Consider the following 13,927-nt stretch of genomic DNA (forward strand, 5'->3'; position numbering starts at 1 on the left):
GGATAAAATAAACATATCTAAGAAAGGATAGATCATATGAGAGAAAGCATTCTGACAATACCTGTCACAGATATATTTGAGCCGAAATGCGGCTGTCCAATATGCCGCCTGCGTGATACGTTGGAGCAGAGAACTGTTGAGTACATAATGGGAGCGGCTATGATGGAGCCAGACGTGCGTATAGAGACCAATAAGCTCGGTTTCTGCAAAACACATTTTGAACAGATGAGAGCCTGCAAAAATAGACTGTCACTTGCGCTTATGCTTCAATCACATTTGCAGGATATGCAAAAGCATATTTTCACACGAAAGAAAATGTTCGAGGGCAAGACAGCAAAGCAAAAGAAAGTCAGCGCAGTAAATAACGAATGTTTTGTATGCAGCAAGGTGGATTGGGGAATGTCAAGGATACTCGTTACGCTGTTTGAGATGTATGTTCAACAGCGTGATTTCAGAGATCTTTTTGCTCAGCAGGAAATGCTTTGTCTGCCGCACTATGACCTTTTAGTGTCTATGTGTACTGAAAATATGGATAAGAAATATCAGAAGCAGTTTATTGACGCTTGCGGCGAGCTGACAAGCAAATATCTTGACACTCTTGAAGCGGACGTATCACACTACTGTAAGATGTATGACTACCGTAACACAGGAGCAAATGCCGATTGGGGAAACTCAAAAGACTCCATAGAGCGTGCTATAAAATTTCTTACCACAAGATAAGAAATTTTCGTTACTTTTCGTTACAATGGTTACAGCTTAGATTTTATGCAGAACATTGTAAAAGTACAATTATATGTACAGAAGATCAGCTTATATCATTTAATAGGTCATTGTTCTTTGATCGGGTCATTTTTTTGTACTTTGGATCTAGCATTGTAAATTTATTCTCAAACAAATTCAAAAATTATGTAAAGTGCGGTTATTCCACTGCTGACAAATAGCCTTCAACAGACAAGTTTGTATGTTAATATATTCGTAACATTCTCGTGTGTATTTGTTCCCAAAAGTTAGCGTTTTTTCGTTTGAATGGTCGATTTTCGTTGTAATATGAAGTTTTCAACAGCCTGCAAATACCGATAAAACCATGAGTTTTCAACGTTTTCAACATGGTTTTCAACAGAAAATGCCCCTACGAATGTTGAAAACTTTTCATATTCAACATTTTTGCGTTGAAATGTTGAATATTGCACTTTTTAAATGCCAACAATCAGTAATATAATCAAGTAATTGGTATTTAGAGGAGTTGACTGTCATGCTCAAAGGGATTAATAAACAAATCATCGAAATAAAGTGTACAGAAAATGAATGTTTTGATAAGATTCTATTATTTGTAAATGCAAATAAAAATCATCTTCACCCTGATATTTTAAGAAAAAATGCTGTTGATATCGCAAGTGCGATAACGGGGGACAAGATGTTTTCGACAAACAGAAAATTCAACTCTGTGGCTGTGATATCAACTATAATGGGTGTGGCAATGCTTGTTCTGCTGCTTATCGCATTGTGTATGTGATAAGCATAAATATCATTGATAAAATTTGTGTAAATCGTCGAAAGTCTATATAAAAAGCCTGTTTACTATTGGCATTATGTTTTTTTTGTGGTATAATTACGAGTAGTATATTTTTTTGAAAAGGAAAATTCAATGAGTAATTATCAAGATAAAAATAATAATTTAGACGAAGAAAATGAACTGCAGCTTATAATTGGCAGAAACCCTGTTATCGAGGCTTTAAAAGCAAATAAGCTGATCGACACTATCTATATTAACCCTGAGGCTAAAGGCTCTATAACACTTATTTGTAGACTTGCAAAGGAAAAAGGCATAAATGTCAAGCGTGTTACCGAAACAAAACTCAACAATATGAGCAGGGGAGCTTCACATCAGGGTGTTATTGCTATGGGTGCGTGTGCGGAGTATGTGTCTCCGGAGGATATTCTCAGCATCGCAAATGAAAAGGGAGAGGATCCTTTCATTATTATTTGCGATGAGATAGAAGATCCGCACAATCTTGGTGCAATAATCAGAACGGCTGAGGCGGCAGGTGCTCACGGCGTTATCATTCCAAAGAGAAGAAGTGCATCATTGAACGCAACTGTTTTCAAAACGTCAGCAGGTGCAGCAAGCTGGTTGCCTGTTGCAAGAGTTTCAAATCTTGCAGCAACTGTTGATATGCTTAAAGAAAACGGTGTGTGGATATACGGAACTGACGGCGAGGGACAGAGCTATACTGAAGTTAAGCTAACTGGTCCTATAGGGCTGATAGTCGGCTCTGAGGGCTTCGGCATGGGACGTTTAATAAAAGATAAATGTGATTTTTTGCTTAGTTTGCCTATGGCAGGCAAAGTCAATTCTTTGAATGCTTCCGTTGCGGCGGGCATTTTTATGTATGAAGCCGTAAGACAGAGAAATCTATAAGGAACAGGGAGGTTAAAGCTTTGGCTGATAAATTCTCAATAGACGATATAATTTCAGAATACAGCGAAAAAGTTGAAAACGATTTAAAGACTGACGAGTCACAGGAAAACGATGAAATTTTAAATGAAGATACTAATATTGATGAGAGTATTGAAAAAGATAATGATACCAGCGATATAGATAGTGACGGCTATGATCCAATAAAAGCAACAGATTTTGATGATGAACTGGCGGCAGATCATACGAATGAGAAAAAACGTAATGAGGAAAATGCTGCACTTATAAATAATCTCACCAAACATAAAAAAGGCAAGGCTGCAAAGCAGAGCATTCCGCCTGTGAACAGGGCAAGCCTTAAAGATATCAAAATGGGACTGACGGGAAAAATAATCCCGAAAACAGAGGAGTTTGACAAGGCACTTATCCCTGATGACGCCACCTATGAGGAAAAATCCTCTATATTGTCACAGCACAGAAAGAAGAAAGTTGACAGCTTTGTTCTTAAAACTAACGAGCAGGAAAGCGAGCCTGACAGTGATGATACAAACGATAAAGACAAGGCAGGGCAGACGGAGTTTAAGAAGTTTGATGACGCCGAAAAGGTCTTTGGCTCTATCCGTCATGTGAAGAGCAACCTTGTTCTAAGGCTTTGTGTACTTCTGTTTACGGGCATTTTCAGCACATTCATAACGGTTGCAAATGACCTGGAACTGCCTCTTATAAAGACATTTGACAGAACTATAACCCCTGCGGCATATCTGTTTGCAAACACTATTTTGGGTCTTATTTCTATAGCGGTGTGCTATAACGTGCTTCTTGCAGGAATAAAAAGCCTATTTAAAAAAGAGGCAGATAATGATACAATAGCAGCGATAGGTATTTTTATTACAGTCATTGCAGGAATAATAAATCTATTTGACCCTGAGTCTATTCGTGACAGTGTTTACCATGTTTACATATCCGTTGCAATCGTGGGTCTGATATTCAATACTCTTGGAAAACTTATGGTGGTAAAACGTACTGAGCGTAATTTTAGGTACGTTGCAGGAGATTTTGAGAGATATGCAGTTACATCCGTTGAAGATGAGGAAATAGCCGAAAACTTCACAAGAGGCGCTGTTGCAGAGCCAAAGATAGCAGCTATGCGCAAAACCGAGTTTGTGGACGATTTCATGAAGAACAGCTACACTTCTGATATCTCAGATGAGTATTCAAAGAAAATAAGTCCTTATATCCTCATTGCAGGCGTTGTTATAGCACTTTTGTCACTTATATTTGATAAGGGTGCGTCAAACATGAAAGAACGTTTGTTCATAGCACTTGCGGCTTTTTCAGGCACTGTTACCATGTGTTCTTCGTTTGCGGTAATGCTTATAGTAAATGTACCTTTGGCAAGAGCTACAAAGAAGTATTTGCAGTATTCAGCGGTAATGCTGGGATATTCTTCTGTTGATGAATTTGCTGACACAAATTCACTTCTTGTTGACGCTGAACAGCTTTTCCCTAAAGGAAGCATTGAGCTTGCAAACCTTAAGCTTCTCTCAGCTATTTCTATTGAAGACTGCATTTTAATGGCGGCAAGCCTTAGCTGTCAATCGGGAAGTGTTCTTAAGTCTACATTCTACAAAATGCTCAGAGGCAAGACTGAGTTGCTTTATCCTGTTGAAAGCTACATTTATGAGGACGGTCTTGGACTTTCGGGCTGGATAGAAAACAAACGTGTACTTCTTGGTACAAGAGAGCTTATGGAAAACCATTCTATTGACGGTCTGCCGTCAGAAGCAAAAGAGAAGGAGTATACAAATGGGAATGTTGCTGTCTATCTTTCTATTTCTGGAATAACAGCAGCAATGTTCGTTATTCAGGTATCGCCTAATCTGTCCGTTACACGTTGGCTTCAGGAGCTTGAACTTGAAGGTATCACAACAGTAATAAGAACAGTTGACGGCTTTCTTTCACAGCGTTTTCTCTCTGACCTCTTTGATATTGAAAGCGACAGCGTTAAGCTTCTCAGCTTCAGATATCACAAGGATTACGAAAGCGAAACCGAGTACGTTCCACGTCAGGCTTCATCAATGCTTTGCAGCGGACATTTTCCGTCATTTGCAATGCTTGTGATAGGCGCAAAAAGGCTCAAATTTACCGCAGAACTTGGTGCGTCAGTGATGTATGGTGCAACGATACTTGCGGCGCTCATAGCCCTTATAATGATGCTGGCAGGTTCATTTGTTCAGCTTACTCCAACGCTAGTTATCGTCTACAACCTCATTGTAATGGGAGTAGCGTTGATTATACAGCACATCAAAAAACTATAAAAATAAAACCTCGGCTTGTAGTGATACAAACCGAGGTTATTTTTTTACTTATTGCTTATTGTCCAATCTATTGGCTGAATATTGTTACTTACAAGGAAATCGTTAACCTTAGAAAAATGCCTGCATCCGAAAAAACCATTATACGCAGACAATGGAGATGGATGAGCTGCCTTGAATACTGCATGAATAGGGTTCGTTATAAGTGGTGCCTTAGCCTTAGCATTGCCACCCCAAAGGATAAACGCAGTAGGCACATTACGCTCATTAAGCTTTTTTATTACAGCGTCAGTAAGCTGCTCCCAGCCTTTACCCTTATGAGAATTAGGCTGACCCTGACGAACAGTAAGAACAGTGTTCATCATCAGCACGCCCTGCTTAGCCCAATCGGTAAGCTCGCCATTATTAGGGATAGAGATACCAAGATCAGCATTAAGTTCTTTAAAAATATTCTGCAAAGAAGGTGGTGGATTAACATCAGCTTTAACGGAAAAACAAAGACCATGAGCCTGTCCCGGACCATGGTAAGGATCCTGTCCAATGATAACAGCCTTGACGTTTTCATAAGGCGTGTACTTCAATGAATTGAAGATATCATGCATATCAGGATAAACAGTGAAGTGTGAATATTCGTATTTCAAAAATTCACGGAGTTTCAAATAATATTCCTTTTTAAACTCATCAGCCAGAATATCGTCCCAGCTATTTCCGATATGCACCATTATACAGCACTAATGACAGTTCCGACGATCAGACCGAGTATAAGTGCGGCAACCAAAGCGAGAACGAGTATTCTCATGACCATAGGTTTCTTGTCGTTCATTAACTATCGTTCCTTTCATAAAATATACTACTATAATTTTATCATATTTTCGCTGTAAAATCAACTGTTTGGAGGAAATTTATAAAATAATTTGTTCAAAAAAATAATGAAGTGGCTCGCAAAGGTTCGTAAGTAAGCAACTGCTATACGAAAAAAAATATCATATGAGCAAGGTTTTAACCTCGCCTTGCTTTATATGATATCATAAATTTAGTTGTCAAGGGATTACCGCAAATGTAGTATAGCTTGACAGCCCACAAAGTAGGGTGTATACTTAAAGCAGTGCACAACGGAGAGAGCCGACAAAGCATAAAAGAGCCACAAACAGCCCCTCGCACAGCGTGTACAGAAAGTTTCACTAAATAAAAATTTAGTGAAACTTAGAGAAGTGATAAATAAGGAGAATAGATATAAATGAAACAAGCATATGTAGATGATTGCCCATATTATCTTGACGATTTTCTAACTAACATGAAAGTTGTCAAAGACCGTTCTGACCGCACTGAAGAAGCTTATTTTATTGATATCCGAACATTTCTGCGATATCTTAATGTCAAGCACCATGCAGTTCCAGCCGAAACGCCTTTCAATAAAATAAAAATAAAAGAAACGCCAATAGAATGGCTCGAATGCTTTTCACTAAACGATGCTTATGTTTATTTAAAGTATCTCAAAGATGAGCGCAATAATTCCACCAAAACCCGTGCAAGAAAATGTTCAGCGTTGAAACAATTCTATGTTTATCTTTGCCAAAAAGCCAAGATTATTTCAAACAATCCGCTTGATGATCTTGAATTGCCACATATAAATCAAGCCTTGCCTAAATATCTGTCCCTTGAACAAAGCCTTGAGCTTCTGCGTAATATCGACTCTAAAAATCAGGTGCGTGATTATTGTATCATTACTCTGTTCCTTAACTGCGGTATGCGTCTGAGCGAGCTTGTGGGCTTGAATTTAAGCGATTACAGCCGAGATAACAGAACTCTGCGTGTCCTCGGCAAAGGCCGCAAGGAGCGCATTATTTATCTTAACGACGCTTGTGTTTCTGCACTTGATGAGTATATTGACACTACCCGCCCCCATGTGGAACAAACTGCCATTTTTTTATCAGCTAACAAAACAAGGATAAATAAGCGACGTGTTCAACAAATAGTAGATGAACAGCTCCAGCGTGCAGGACTTAGCAATTTGGGTATTACCACCCACAAGCTCAGGCATACAGCCGCAACCCTAATGTACCAACACGGCGGTGTAGATACTCTTGTACTGAAAGATATACTCGGTCACAAAAGCATTGCGACCACTGAGATATACACCCATTTATCTGATGAAAACATCAAAAAGGCCATGGAGTCGAATCCATTGTCTGAAGAAATTGAAAAGAAAAAGAAGTAAACAAAAGCCATGTGAGGAAAATCACATGGCTTTTTTGCTATTTTTTCATACGAATTATAGAATGTTCTGGGAATGTCAGATCTGATCTTATCGACATCTTCATAGCTGCATGGTTTGCAGTATCTATGGAGTTGTCGTATTCATCAAACATTTCCTCCACGGTGAACTTCACAGGGCTACCAACAGGTGAAAGCACTTCAATCTCGTCGCCCTTGTTGAATTTGTTTTTTTGAGTACAGTATATTCTTCCACCGCTACAACCGTCAACCACAGCCACAACATCATATTCACGAATATACCCGCCGTTTTCGTAATACTGGCTCTCCTTTGGGTGACCAAAGAAAAATCCTGTACAGTATGCTCTGTGGCTTACCTTGAAAACTTCATCCTTAAGCCACTGTGGCAACTCAAAATGCTTCGGATCAGACTTATAGATATCCATAGCCTTTCTGTAGGCATTTGTGATAACGGACACATAATACGAAGATTTAGCTCTGCCCTCGATCTTAAAGCTGTTCACGCCTGCCTCTGCAAGCTTATCAATGTGGTTGAGCATACACATATCCTTGGCGTTGAGGATATAAGTTCCTTTTTCGTCCTCAAAAACAGGATAAAACTCATTGGTGCGCTTTTCTTCCATAAGGTGGTATCCCCAGCGGCAAGGCTGTGCGCATTCGCCACGATTTGCGTCACGGTTTACAAGGTACTGGGAAAGCAAACATCTGCCTGAAAAACTTACGCACATTGCACCATGTACAAAGCACTCAATCTCAAGATCTTTAGGGGTCTTTGCTCTTATTTCGGCGATCTCCTCGAGAGAAAGCTCTCTTGCAAGCACTACCCTCTTAGCACCCATGTTATAAAATTCATTTGCAGTAACATAATTTACTATACCAGCCTGTGTGGAAACATGAATCTCCATATCGGGTGCATATTTTTTTATCAGTGAGAAAACACCGATGTCATTGGCTATCATAGCGTCAACGCCTGCCGCAAGAGCGTCATTCACAAACTGCTCTAAATGCACTATCTCGTCATTATGAGGAAGCGTATTGCAGGTCAGATACACACGCTTACCCCTGCTGTGAGCCTCGTCACAGGCTTTTTTCAGAAGCTCAGCGTCAAAGCTTGCAGAGGCGGCTCTCATTCCGAAAGCCGTACCTCCAAGATAAACTGCATCAGCACCAAAATCCAGCGCCGCATACAGACGTTCCATATCTCCCACAGGAGCAAGAACTTCAAGCAAATTATTTTCAGTCATTAAAAATTCAATCCTTTATTACTTTTTCTTTGCAAGTCCAGCCTTAACAAGATTTTCCTCATGCTCGTCAAGTGTCTTTGCATAGAATGTTTCGCCCGTCTTAAGATTATTACAGAAGTAATAGTAATCAGTCTTCTTAGGCTCAAGAACAGCGTTTATTGCAGCCATACCAGGGTTGCATATTGGTCCTGCCGGCAAGCCCTTGCACTTATAGGTATCATAACACTCGGTATAATGCTCGATAGAAGCTGTGTTGTCAGCCTCGGTCTTTATAACATTCTTAATATAATTTGTTGTTGTATCAGACTGGAGCATAGGATAGGTGTCAGGGTCGTCAAGTCTGTTCAGGAATACCGAAGCTACCTTTGGCATTTCGTCCTCAGAAGCGGCTTCAAGCTGAACGATAGAAGCAAGGGTCATAACTTCGTTAAGTGACATACCGGAATTTTTGATCTTAGCTTTGACAGTTTTGTATTTCTTTTCAAACTGCTCTCTAAGCTTCTTGGTAACGTTTCCTGCGCTGTCATTCACATAAAACTCATATGTATCAGGATAGAAATAGCCTTCCATGCGATAGAACATATCGCCGTTATCATCAACATCATTTTCAAAGTCAAAGCCTTGATTTTTATTGAATTCAAACAGGAAGTCGTCAGCAGTGCAGACCTCATTATCTTCAAGCTTTTTAGCTATGTCAAGAAGATTTTCTCCCTCTGTGAATGTAATGCTTACAGTCTTGTATGACTCTCTCATTTGTGAAAGTTTTTCGATTATTTCAGAATATCCGCTTGATGGCTGAAGTGTGATATCACCAGGATATATAGCTGCAGGCTTTTCAAATTTCAAAGCAAGCATAAACAGCTTTTTGTTCTTTATAACTCCCTCATTTACAAGTATATCAGCTATCTCACTGTTTGTTGAACCTGCAGGGATATTAAATCTGATATCCTCGTCAGTTTTTCCGATACCATAATACTCCATGCCAATAGAAATGCCGCCCACTGCAAGCACTAAAGAGACTGTAAGAATTACTATAACAAGTATAATTCCGCCAAACACCGAATTATTCACCTTGCTTTTCTTTCTTTTTTTCTTTTTCTTCTTGCCGCTTTTTGACTTTTTTTCTTGCTTTTCGGGCTTCTCAGGCCCTTTATCCTCGTCTTCCTCGCTTTTGTCTTCCTCTGACTTGTCCTCGTGAAAAGCTAGGATAGGTCCAGGCTTGTCATCGGTCGCTTCTGGAGTTTCCTGTGACTGTGGTTTCTCGTCAGTATTATCTGCCTGTTCACAGTCTTCGGAACTGTTCTCAGTGTCAGCGATAGGCTCTGCTTCAACGCTTTCTTCGTCCGCTTCATTTTTCTCGGCAGACTTTATCTTTGCGTTGACATCATTTATTATATCGTCAACATTAAAATTCAGATCGTCCATTATTTACTTCCTTTCCTTTGTGTTTATAGTATATATATCCTTATCAGTAAATACCTTGTCTACAGAGATATCATAGCCGTCATGACAAAAACTTTCTGACATACAGTTATCGTAACATAAACCTAGCTTCATGCCATTATAATCAGCCAAAAATCTGTCATAAAAGCCCATACCAAAGCCAAGCCTGTATCCGTCTTTATCATACGAAAGCGCAGGCACGATACACAATGCATTGTCAAAAACGCAGTATTTCTCACAACTTTCATCAGGCTCAAAAATGCCAAACCTACCCTCTTTGAGATCATAGGTGCTGTTTATTCTGTAAAAATACATAATATTGCCGTTTTTTTCACATCTCGGGCATAGCACTATCTTGCTCTTTAGCGCCTTTCTTATTATCTCCGCCGTAGACACTTCAATATCAGAGGAAACATATGCAAGCACAGTTGTACAGCTTTTATACTCCTCGCTGTCAAGGAAAGCTTGCTGAACAGCCACATCTGCCTGTTTTCTTTCTTCCGCAGACATACTAAGACGTATCTCTTTGAAATGCTTTCTTAAAGCTTTTTTATCTGTCATTTGCTCTGCATACCTGATTCAAGGGCTTCTGCCTTTTCTTTTGAAACAAGAAGCTCTACAAGCTTGAGTGCAAACTTCATGCTGCAGCCTGCGCCCTTTGCAGTGATGAACTTACCGTCAACAGCCACAAGTCTGGCAGAATGTATCGCACCTTTAAGATCTTTCTCATAGCCTGGAAAACAAGTTGCATATCTGCCGTCAAGAAGACCCTTATGACCGATTATGGACGGAGCGGCACATATTGCGGCAATGTATCTGTTATTATCAGCACAGTAATCAACTGCACCAAGCACATCAGGGCTTGCTTCAAGATTTAAAGTACCCGGCATACCACCTGGGAGAACTATCATTTCGAGCTCGTCATTAAGAACTATCTTATCCACTGTTGTATCGGTCTTGACAGGAATGTTGTGTGAGCTGACTATCATATCAGAGCCTACACCTACAGTAAAAACTTCAACGCCTGCTCGTCTGAGCAGATCCACAGGGGCAAGAGCCTCCATTTCCTCAAAACCATTGGCAAGAAATACATAAACCATAACAAATGACTCCTTTCGATCATCTGAAAGTAATTACATTTTTATTCAAAAGAAAAGCAGGGTTATAAGAAAGCTTTGACTTTCTAAGGCCCTCTATTCCTAGATCCTCTTCCCTGTTGATGAAACTGAGACCCTTTGCATTATGCGACGCAAACTGACTACACAGCATAGGATATGCCCCCTGAACGTCAGCGAGTGCTTTTTCTATATGCACCACAAAGGTATCCGAATTTATTTGTTCACCAACCGTAAAGCCTGTCATTTTATCATTTCTGTAAAGCACAGCGCCTTTAAGTCCGAGCCTATCCATATTCGTAAGAAAAAGATCAATAGCATATTGCTCAACCACCGCCGAAGGATCGTCAGCGTTGTCATTCTTATTATAAAACTCAGCCGAAAATTCAATACAGCTGTCTATTTCCTTATCAGTAAGCTCTCTGTATTCCCAAGGCTCGTCCATGAAACGCTTTATGTGGTTACGCTTGCCGTGATACTTTTTGCCTTTAAGCTCGATAAGGTCGGAAGCATTGTAAATATAGTCTGAACTGTCCCTATCATACTCGCAGATGATTTTATCACCATAATATTCTTTTATCCAGCTTAGGTTATCATCTGTTACAGAAGATACGATAAGCGGCTTTCCATGGGCGGAAACATATTCTTTAAGCTCATCAAAAAGCCTGATATATTTTTCTTTGCCCTCAACGTCTATTTTAACGCCCGCAGGAAATGTAAAATACGGCTGACCGTCCTCAAAGGAACAGCTTATATAAAAATCACCATGATGTGTTATTACAGTGTCATTAAGTCTTTGCCACGCCATATTATTTGCAAAGCAATATTCTGCTCCTCTGAAATCTGATACTGCAAGACACTTGGTTATCCATTCTTTGTCCTCAAAACTTATTTTTCTGAAATCAAACATTAAACACACATTACTTTCTATTGATTAACCCCAGAATATCTCCGAAAATTTTATCTTTTGTATAAGGCTCGCTTCCGTCGCTGCAAGGAATAATATCCCAATCCTGTTTCTCAGCGGTAAACAAAGCGGCTTCACGGCATTTTTTCAGATACTCCACATTTGCTTCATGGATATCCTTTTTGCTTTCATCTCCGCCGTATCTTCCCGACATCAGCTTTTGAGATATCTCTATTGGCATATCCAAGAATATCACCTTGTCAGGTCTTGGAAGCCCAAGCTTGTCATACTCGTAATCTTCAAGCCAGCCTATAAAATCTTGCCACTGCTCTTTCGGCAGTTTTGTCATCTGGTAAATGCAGTTTGACGTAACATATCTCGCTGCAAGTACAAGACTTCCCTCTTTATAGTCATGCTCCCAAAATTGTTTGTAGCAAGCGTATCTGTCAACAGCGTAAAAGCTTGAAGCTGCGTAGGCATTCACGTCAGCAGGCGTTTTGCCTATCTCACCATTAAGATACATCTTTACCAACGCAGACGACGGATTATCATAGTCAGGAAAGCTTATAGCCTTATGCTTTATGTCATTTTCACTGAAATAAGCAGAAAGCCTTTCAAACTGAGTTGATTTTCCACTTCCATCAAGTCCTTCAAGAACTATAAGTCCAGATCTATTCAACATTATTCATTTCTCCGTAAATTTTCTTTACTTCAGCCATTTTTCCACAGCTCATTGCGCCCTCTGGACACTTGCCTTTCATTACACATGACGGACCTGCGTTCTTGAAAAGCTCAGGAGCGGCCTGCTTGCAAAGTCTGAGCATTTCATCAGCCACAGCCTTTATCTCCCATTGTGCTCTGTTACAGCATCTATGCTGGAAGAAATTAAACAGTGTTCTGACGTTCATTGTCACAACTATCTTTGTTTCACAAGCGTTAGGAAGAACAAATCTTGCGTCCTCATAGGCTTTTTTCTTAGCCTTGTTAAGTGCGTCCTTTTCAGACATACCCTGCTCTAAAAACGCCTTTTCATGTGTATTTGTAAGTATGTCGGCAATCTTATTATAACACTCAAGTAGCTGATCCATTTGCTTGTCAAATTCAGCCTTTGCTTCTGGCACAGCCTCTATTGATGGTGGCGTGATAAACTCAAAGCCGCTTTCATTTACATAACGCTGGCTTTTTTGAGAATAAGACGCAATTCTGTGTCTTACCAACTGATGAGAGCAGGCACGGGATATCCCCTCTATGCCAAAAGTAAAAGAAACGTGTTCCATAGGGCTTTCGTGACCAATAGATACGAGCCTTTCAATAAAGCTCTTTGTTTTTTCTTCCGTAAGGCCCTCTCTAAGCGAGGCGATATCACTGCTTGAATAGCAAAGTTTTGCAGCAGTAGCAACCACCTTTTCAGGCTCAGGTGTATGGGTAATAAGCTCAACTCTCATCATATATGATCCTTTCCACATATTTTTTATATTATACCATTAAAAAGCCTACAAGTCAACATTTTATTTTAAATGGCTATTTCAACTTCCGTGTTGATGTTAACAAATATTTCACAATCAACTTATGTAAAATGAAATAATTTAGAACGCAATATTTGTTCAGCTATACAAAGCTCTTGTGCATATGAGAGAAATATGCAGAATATAGTGACTTTTGGTGTTATATGTGTTAAAATAATGTGTACATAGATAAAAAAGTCTATTGCAAAAAAAGAAATGTGCTGAGTCCAATGAAGATATAAATATTTATTATGCACAATTATTCATTGCAATAATTGTGTGATATGATGAAGTTAAATTAATTTGCAACAAAACTTGAAGAAAATCACACTTATATTATGAAAAAACGTTTAATATGAAAAATATCGTTAAGAGAATCGCAGCTATGGGTGCTGCTGTTATGATGATGAGTTCTATGGCAATCGGTGCAAGTGCATATTCTGGTTCAATTAATCTCCATTATACAAGCGGAGCACCATCATCTGATAATACTACAAAGAATTCTTGGACGGTATATACATCTACGCCAACACAAACGATGAAAATCACATCGTTCACTAGAGGAAATGGTTCTGCTTATGTGAATTTGTTCAACCCCATGGGAATAAACTCAAATGTCTCAAGTGTTACAACGAAAACAAAGGCAAATGTAAAAACTGGTGTTAAGATAACTGTTTCAGCAACATTGAAAAACTACGGTTCAGGTGGATATTCTGCATATGGTTCAATAAAAGGCTAATAAATTCG

14 protein-coding genes are annotated in these 13,927 nt (G+C 39.4%); 6 read left to right on the top strand and 8 right to left on the bottom strand.

Features of this window, described 5'->3' with window-relative positions; genetic code table 11:
- Positions 1-36: 36 nt before the first annotated feature.
- The 4 genes from OCV57_RS02795 (at position 37) to OCV57_RS02810 (ending at position 4,734) form a co-directional block, all read left to right on the top strand.
- A complete protein-coding gene (locus OCV57_RS02795; RefSeq protein ID WP_117876055.1) occupies positions 37-720 on the top strand; it encodes a DUF6062 family protein in 684 nt (227 codons plus the stop codon).
- 532 nt (positions 721-1,252) lie between these two features.
- Positions 1,253-1,513: a hypothetical protein gene (locus tag OCV57_RS02800; protein ID WP_267300396.1), complete on the top strand. Its 261-nt coding sequence runs from the start codon at positions 1,253-1,255 to the stop codon at positions 1,511-1,513.
- Positions 1,514-1,645: 132 nt separating this feature from the next.
- A complete protein-coding gene (gene rlmB / locus OCV57_RS02805; RefSeq protein ID WP_267300397.1) occupies positions 1,646-2,419 on the top strand; it encodes a 23S rRNA (guanosine(2251)-2'-O)-methyltransferase RlmB in 774 nt (257 codons plus the stop codon).
- A 20-nt stretch (positions 2,420-2,439) separates the two neighbouring features.
- On the top strand, positions 2,440-4,734 hold the full coding sequence (locus OCV57_RS02810; protein WP_267300398.1) for a membrane-attack complex/perforin family protein: 2,295 nt from the start codon (positions 2,440-2,442) through the stop codon (positions 4,732-4,734).
- Positions 4,735-4,778: 44 nt separating this feature from the next.
- Here OCV57_RS02810 and OCV57_RS02815 read toward each other — a convergent pair whose 3' ends face one another.
- Positions 4,779-5,453: a uracil-DNA glycosylase gene (locus OCV57_RS02815; RefSeq protein WP_267300399.1), complete on the bottom strand. Its 675-nt coding sequence runs from the start codon at positions 5,451-5,453 to the stop codon at positions 4,779-4,781.
- Between the two features lie 515 nt (positions 5,454-5,968).
- Between OCV57_RS02815 and OCV57_RS02820 the strand changes: the two genes are divergently transcribed.
- Positions 5,969-6,949, top strand: coding sequence for a tyrosine-type recombinase/integrase (locus tag OCV57_RS02820; RefSeq protein WP_117857230.1), 981 nt, complete (start codon positions 5,969-5,971; stop codon positions 6,947-6,949).
- 37 nt (positions 6,950-6,986) lie between these two features.
- On the opposite strand, the gene OCV57_RS02825 is transcribed toward OCV57_RS02820, so the two are convergent.
- From OCV57_RS02825 to thyX, 7 genes are read right to left on the bottom strand one after another with little or no spacing between them, the layout of a single operon-like run.
- A complete protein-coding gene (locus OCV57_RS02825) occupies positions 6,987-8,210 on the bottom strand; it encodes a peptidase U32 family protein (RefSeq protein WP_267300400.1) in 1,224 nt (407 codons plus the stop codon).
- Positions 8,211-8,228: 18 nt separating this feature from the next.
- Positions 8,229-9,635 carry an endolytic transglycosylase MltG gene (gene mltG / locus OCV57_RS02830; protein WP_267300401.1) on the bottom strand — a complete coding sequence of 469 codons (1,407 nt, stop codon included), beginning with the start codon at positions 9,633-9,635 and terminating at the stop codon, positions 8,229-8,231.
- Positions 9,636-9,638: 3 nt separating this feature from the next.
- Positions 9,639-10,214 carry a 5-formyltetrahydrofolate cyclo-ligase gene (locus OCV57_RS02835; protein WP_195249305.1) on the bottom strand — a complete coding sequence of 192 codons (576 nt, stop codon included), beginning with the start codon at positions 10,212-10,214 and terminating at the stop codon, positions 9,639-9,641.
- Positions 10,211-10,753, bottom strand: coding sequence for a DJ-1 family glyoxalase III (locus OCV57_RS02840; protein ID WP_022286914.1), 543 nt, complete (start codon positions 10,751-10,753; stop codon positions 10,211-10,213). Before OCV57_RS02840 ends, OCV57_RS02835 begins: the two co-directional genes overlap by 4 nt.
- Positions 10,754-10,772: 19 nt before the next feature.
- Positions 10,773-11,678: a DUF2156 domain-containing protein gene (locus OCV57_RS02845; protein ID WP_038671998.1), complete on the bottom strand. Its 906-nt coding sequence runs from the start codon at positions 11,676-11,678 to the stop codon at positions 10,773-10,775.
- Positions 11,679-11,688: 10 nt separating this feature from the next.
- Entirely contained in the window at positions 11,689-12,357 is a 669-nt protein-coding gene (locus OCV57_RS02850; RefSeq protein WP_195249306.1) for a dTMP kinase, read from the bottom strand.
- Positions 12,347-13,120, bottom strand: coding sequence for an FAD-dependent thymidylate synthase (gene thyX, locus OCV57_RS02855; protein ID WP_046441875.1), 774 nt, complete (start codon positions 13,118-13,120; stop codon positions 12,347-12,349). The genes OCV57_RS02850 and thyX overlap by 11 nt, the downstream gene beginning before the upstream one ends.
- Before the next feature lie 415 nt (positions 13,121-13,535).
- On the opposite strand from thyX, the gene OCV57_RS02860 reads away from it, so the two are divergent.
- Positions 13,536-13,919, top strand: coding sequence for a hypothetical protein (locus OCV57_RS02860; RefSeq protein WP_195389176.1), 384 nt, complete (start codon positions 13,536-13,538; stop codon positions 13,917-13,919).
- Positions 13,920-13,927 lie beyond the last annotated feature (8 nt).

It is taken from the genome of Hominimerdicola aceti (assembly GCF_025567495.1).
Lineage (GTDB): Bacteria > Bacillota > Clostridia > Oscillospirales > Ruminococcaceae > Hominimerdicola > Hominimerdicola aceti.

Bases quoted from the DNA above. Each gene is read 5' to 3' on its own strand.
- OCV57_RS02795 (WP_117876055.1), top strand. From the start codon at position 37: ATGAGAGAAAGCATTCTGACAATACCTGTCACAGATATATTTGAGCCG.
- OCV57_RS02860 (WP_195389176.1), top strand. From the start codon at position 13,536: ATGAAAAATATCGTTAAGAGAATCGCAGCTATGGGTGCTGCTGTTATG.
- OCV57_RS02835 (WP_195249305.1), bottom strand. From the start codon at position 10,214: ATGACAGATAAAAAAGCTTTAAGAAAGCATTTCAAAGAGATACGTCTT.
- OCV57_RS02825 (WP_267300400.1), bottom strand. From the start codon at position 8,210: ATGACTGAAAATAATTTGCTTGAAGTTCTTGCTCCTGTGGGAGATATG.
- mltG (WP_267300401.1), bottom strand. From the start codon at position 9,635: ATGGACGATCTGAATTTTAATGTTGACGATATAATAAATGATGTCAAC.
- OCV57_RS02850 (WP_195249306.1), bottom strand. From the start codon at position 12,357: ATGTTGAATAGATCTGGACTTATAGTTCTTGAAGGACTTGATGGAAGT.
- OCV57_RS02845 (WP_038671998.1), bottom strand. From the start codon at position 11,678: ATGTTTGATTTCAGAAAAATAAGTTTTGAGGACAAAGAATGGATAACC.
- OCV57_RS02815 (WP_267300399.1), bottom strand. From the start codon at position 5,453: ATGGTGCATATCGGAAATAGCTGGGACGATATTCTGGCTGATGAGTTT.
- OCV57_RS02840 (WP_022286914.1), bottom strand. From the start codon at position 10,753: ATGGTTTATGTATTTCTTGCCAATGGTTTTGAGGAAATGGAGGCTCTT.
- OCV57_RS02800 (WP_267300396.1), top strand. From the start codon at position 1,253: ATGCTCAAAGGGATTAATAAACAAATCATCGAAATAAAGTGTACAGAA.
- OCV57_RS02820 (WP_117857230.1), top strand. From the start codon at position 5,969: ATGAAACAAGCATATGTAGATGATTGCCCATATTATCTTGACGATTTT.
- rlmB (WP_267300397.1), top strand. From the start codon at position 1,646: ATGAGTAATTATCAAGATAAAAATAATAATTTAGACGAAGAAAATGAA.
- thyX (WP_046441875.1), bottom strand. From the start codon at position 13,120: ATGAGAGTTGAGCTTATTACCCATACACCTGAGCCTGAAAAGGTGGTT.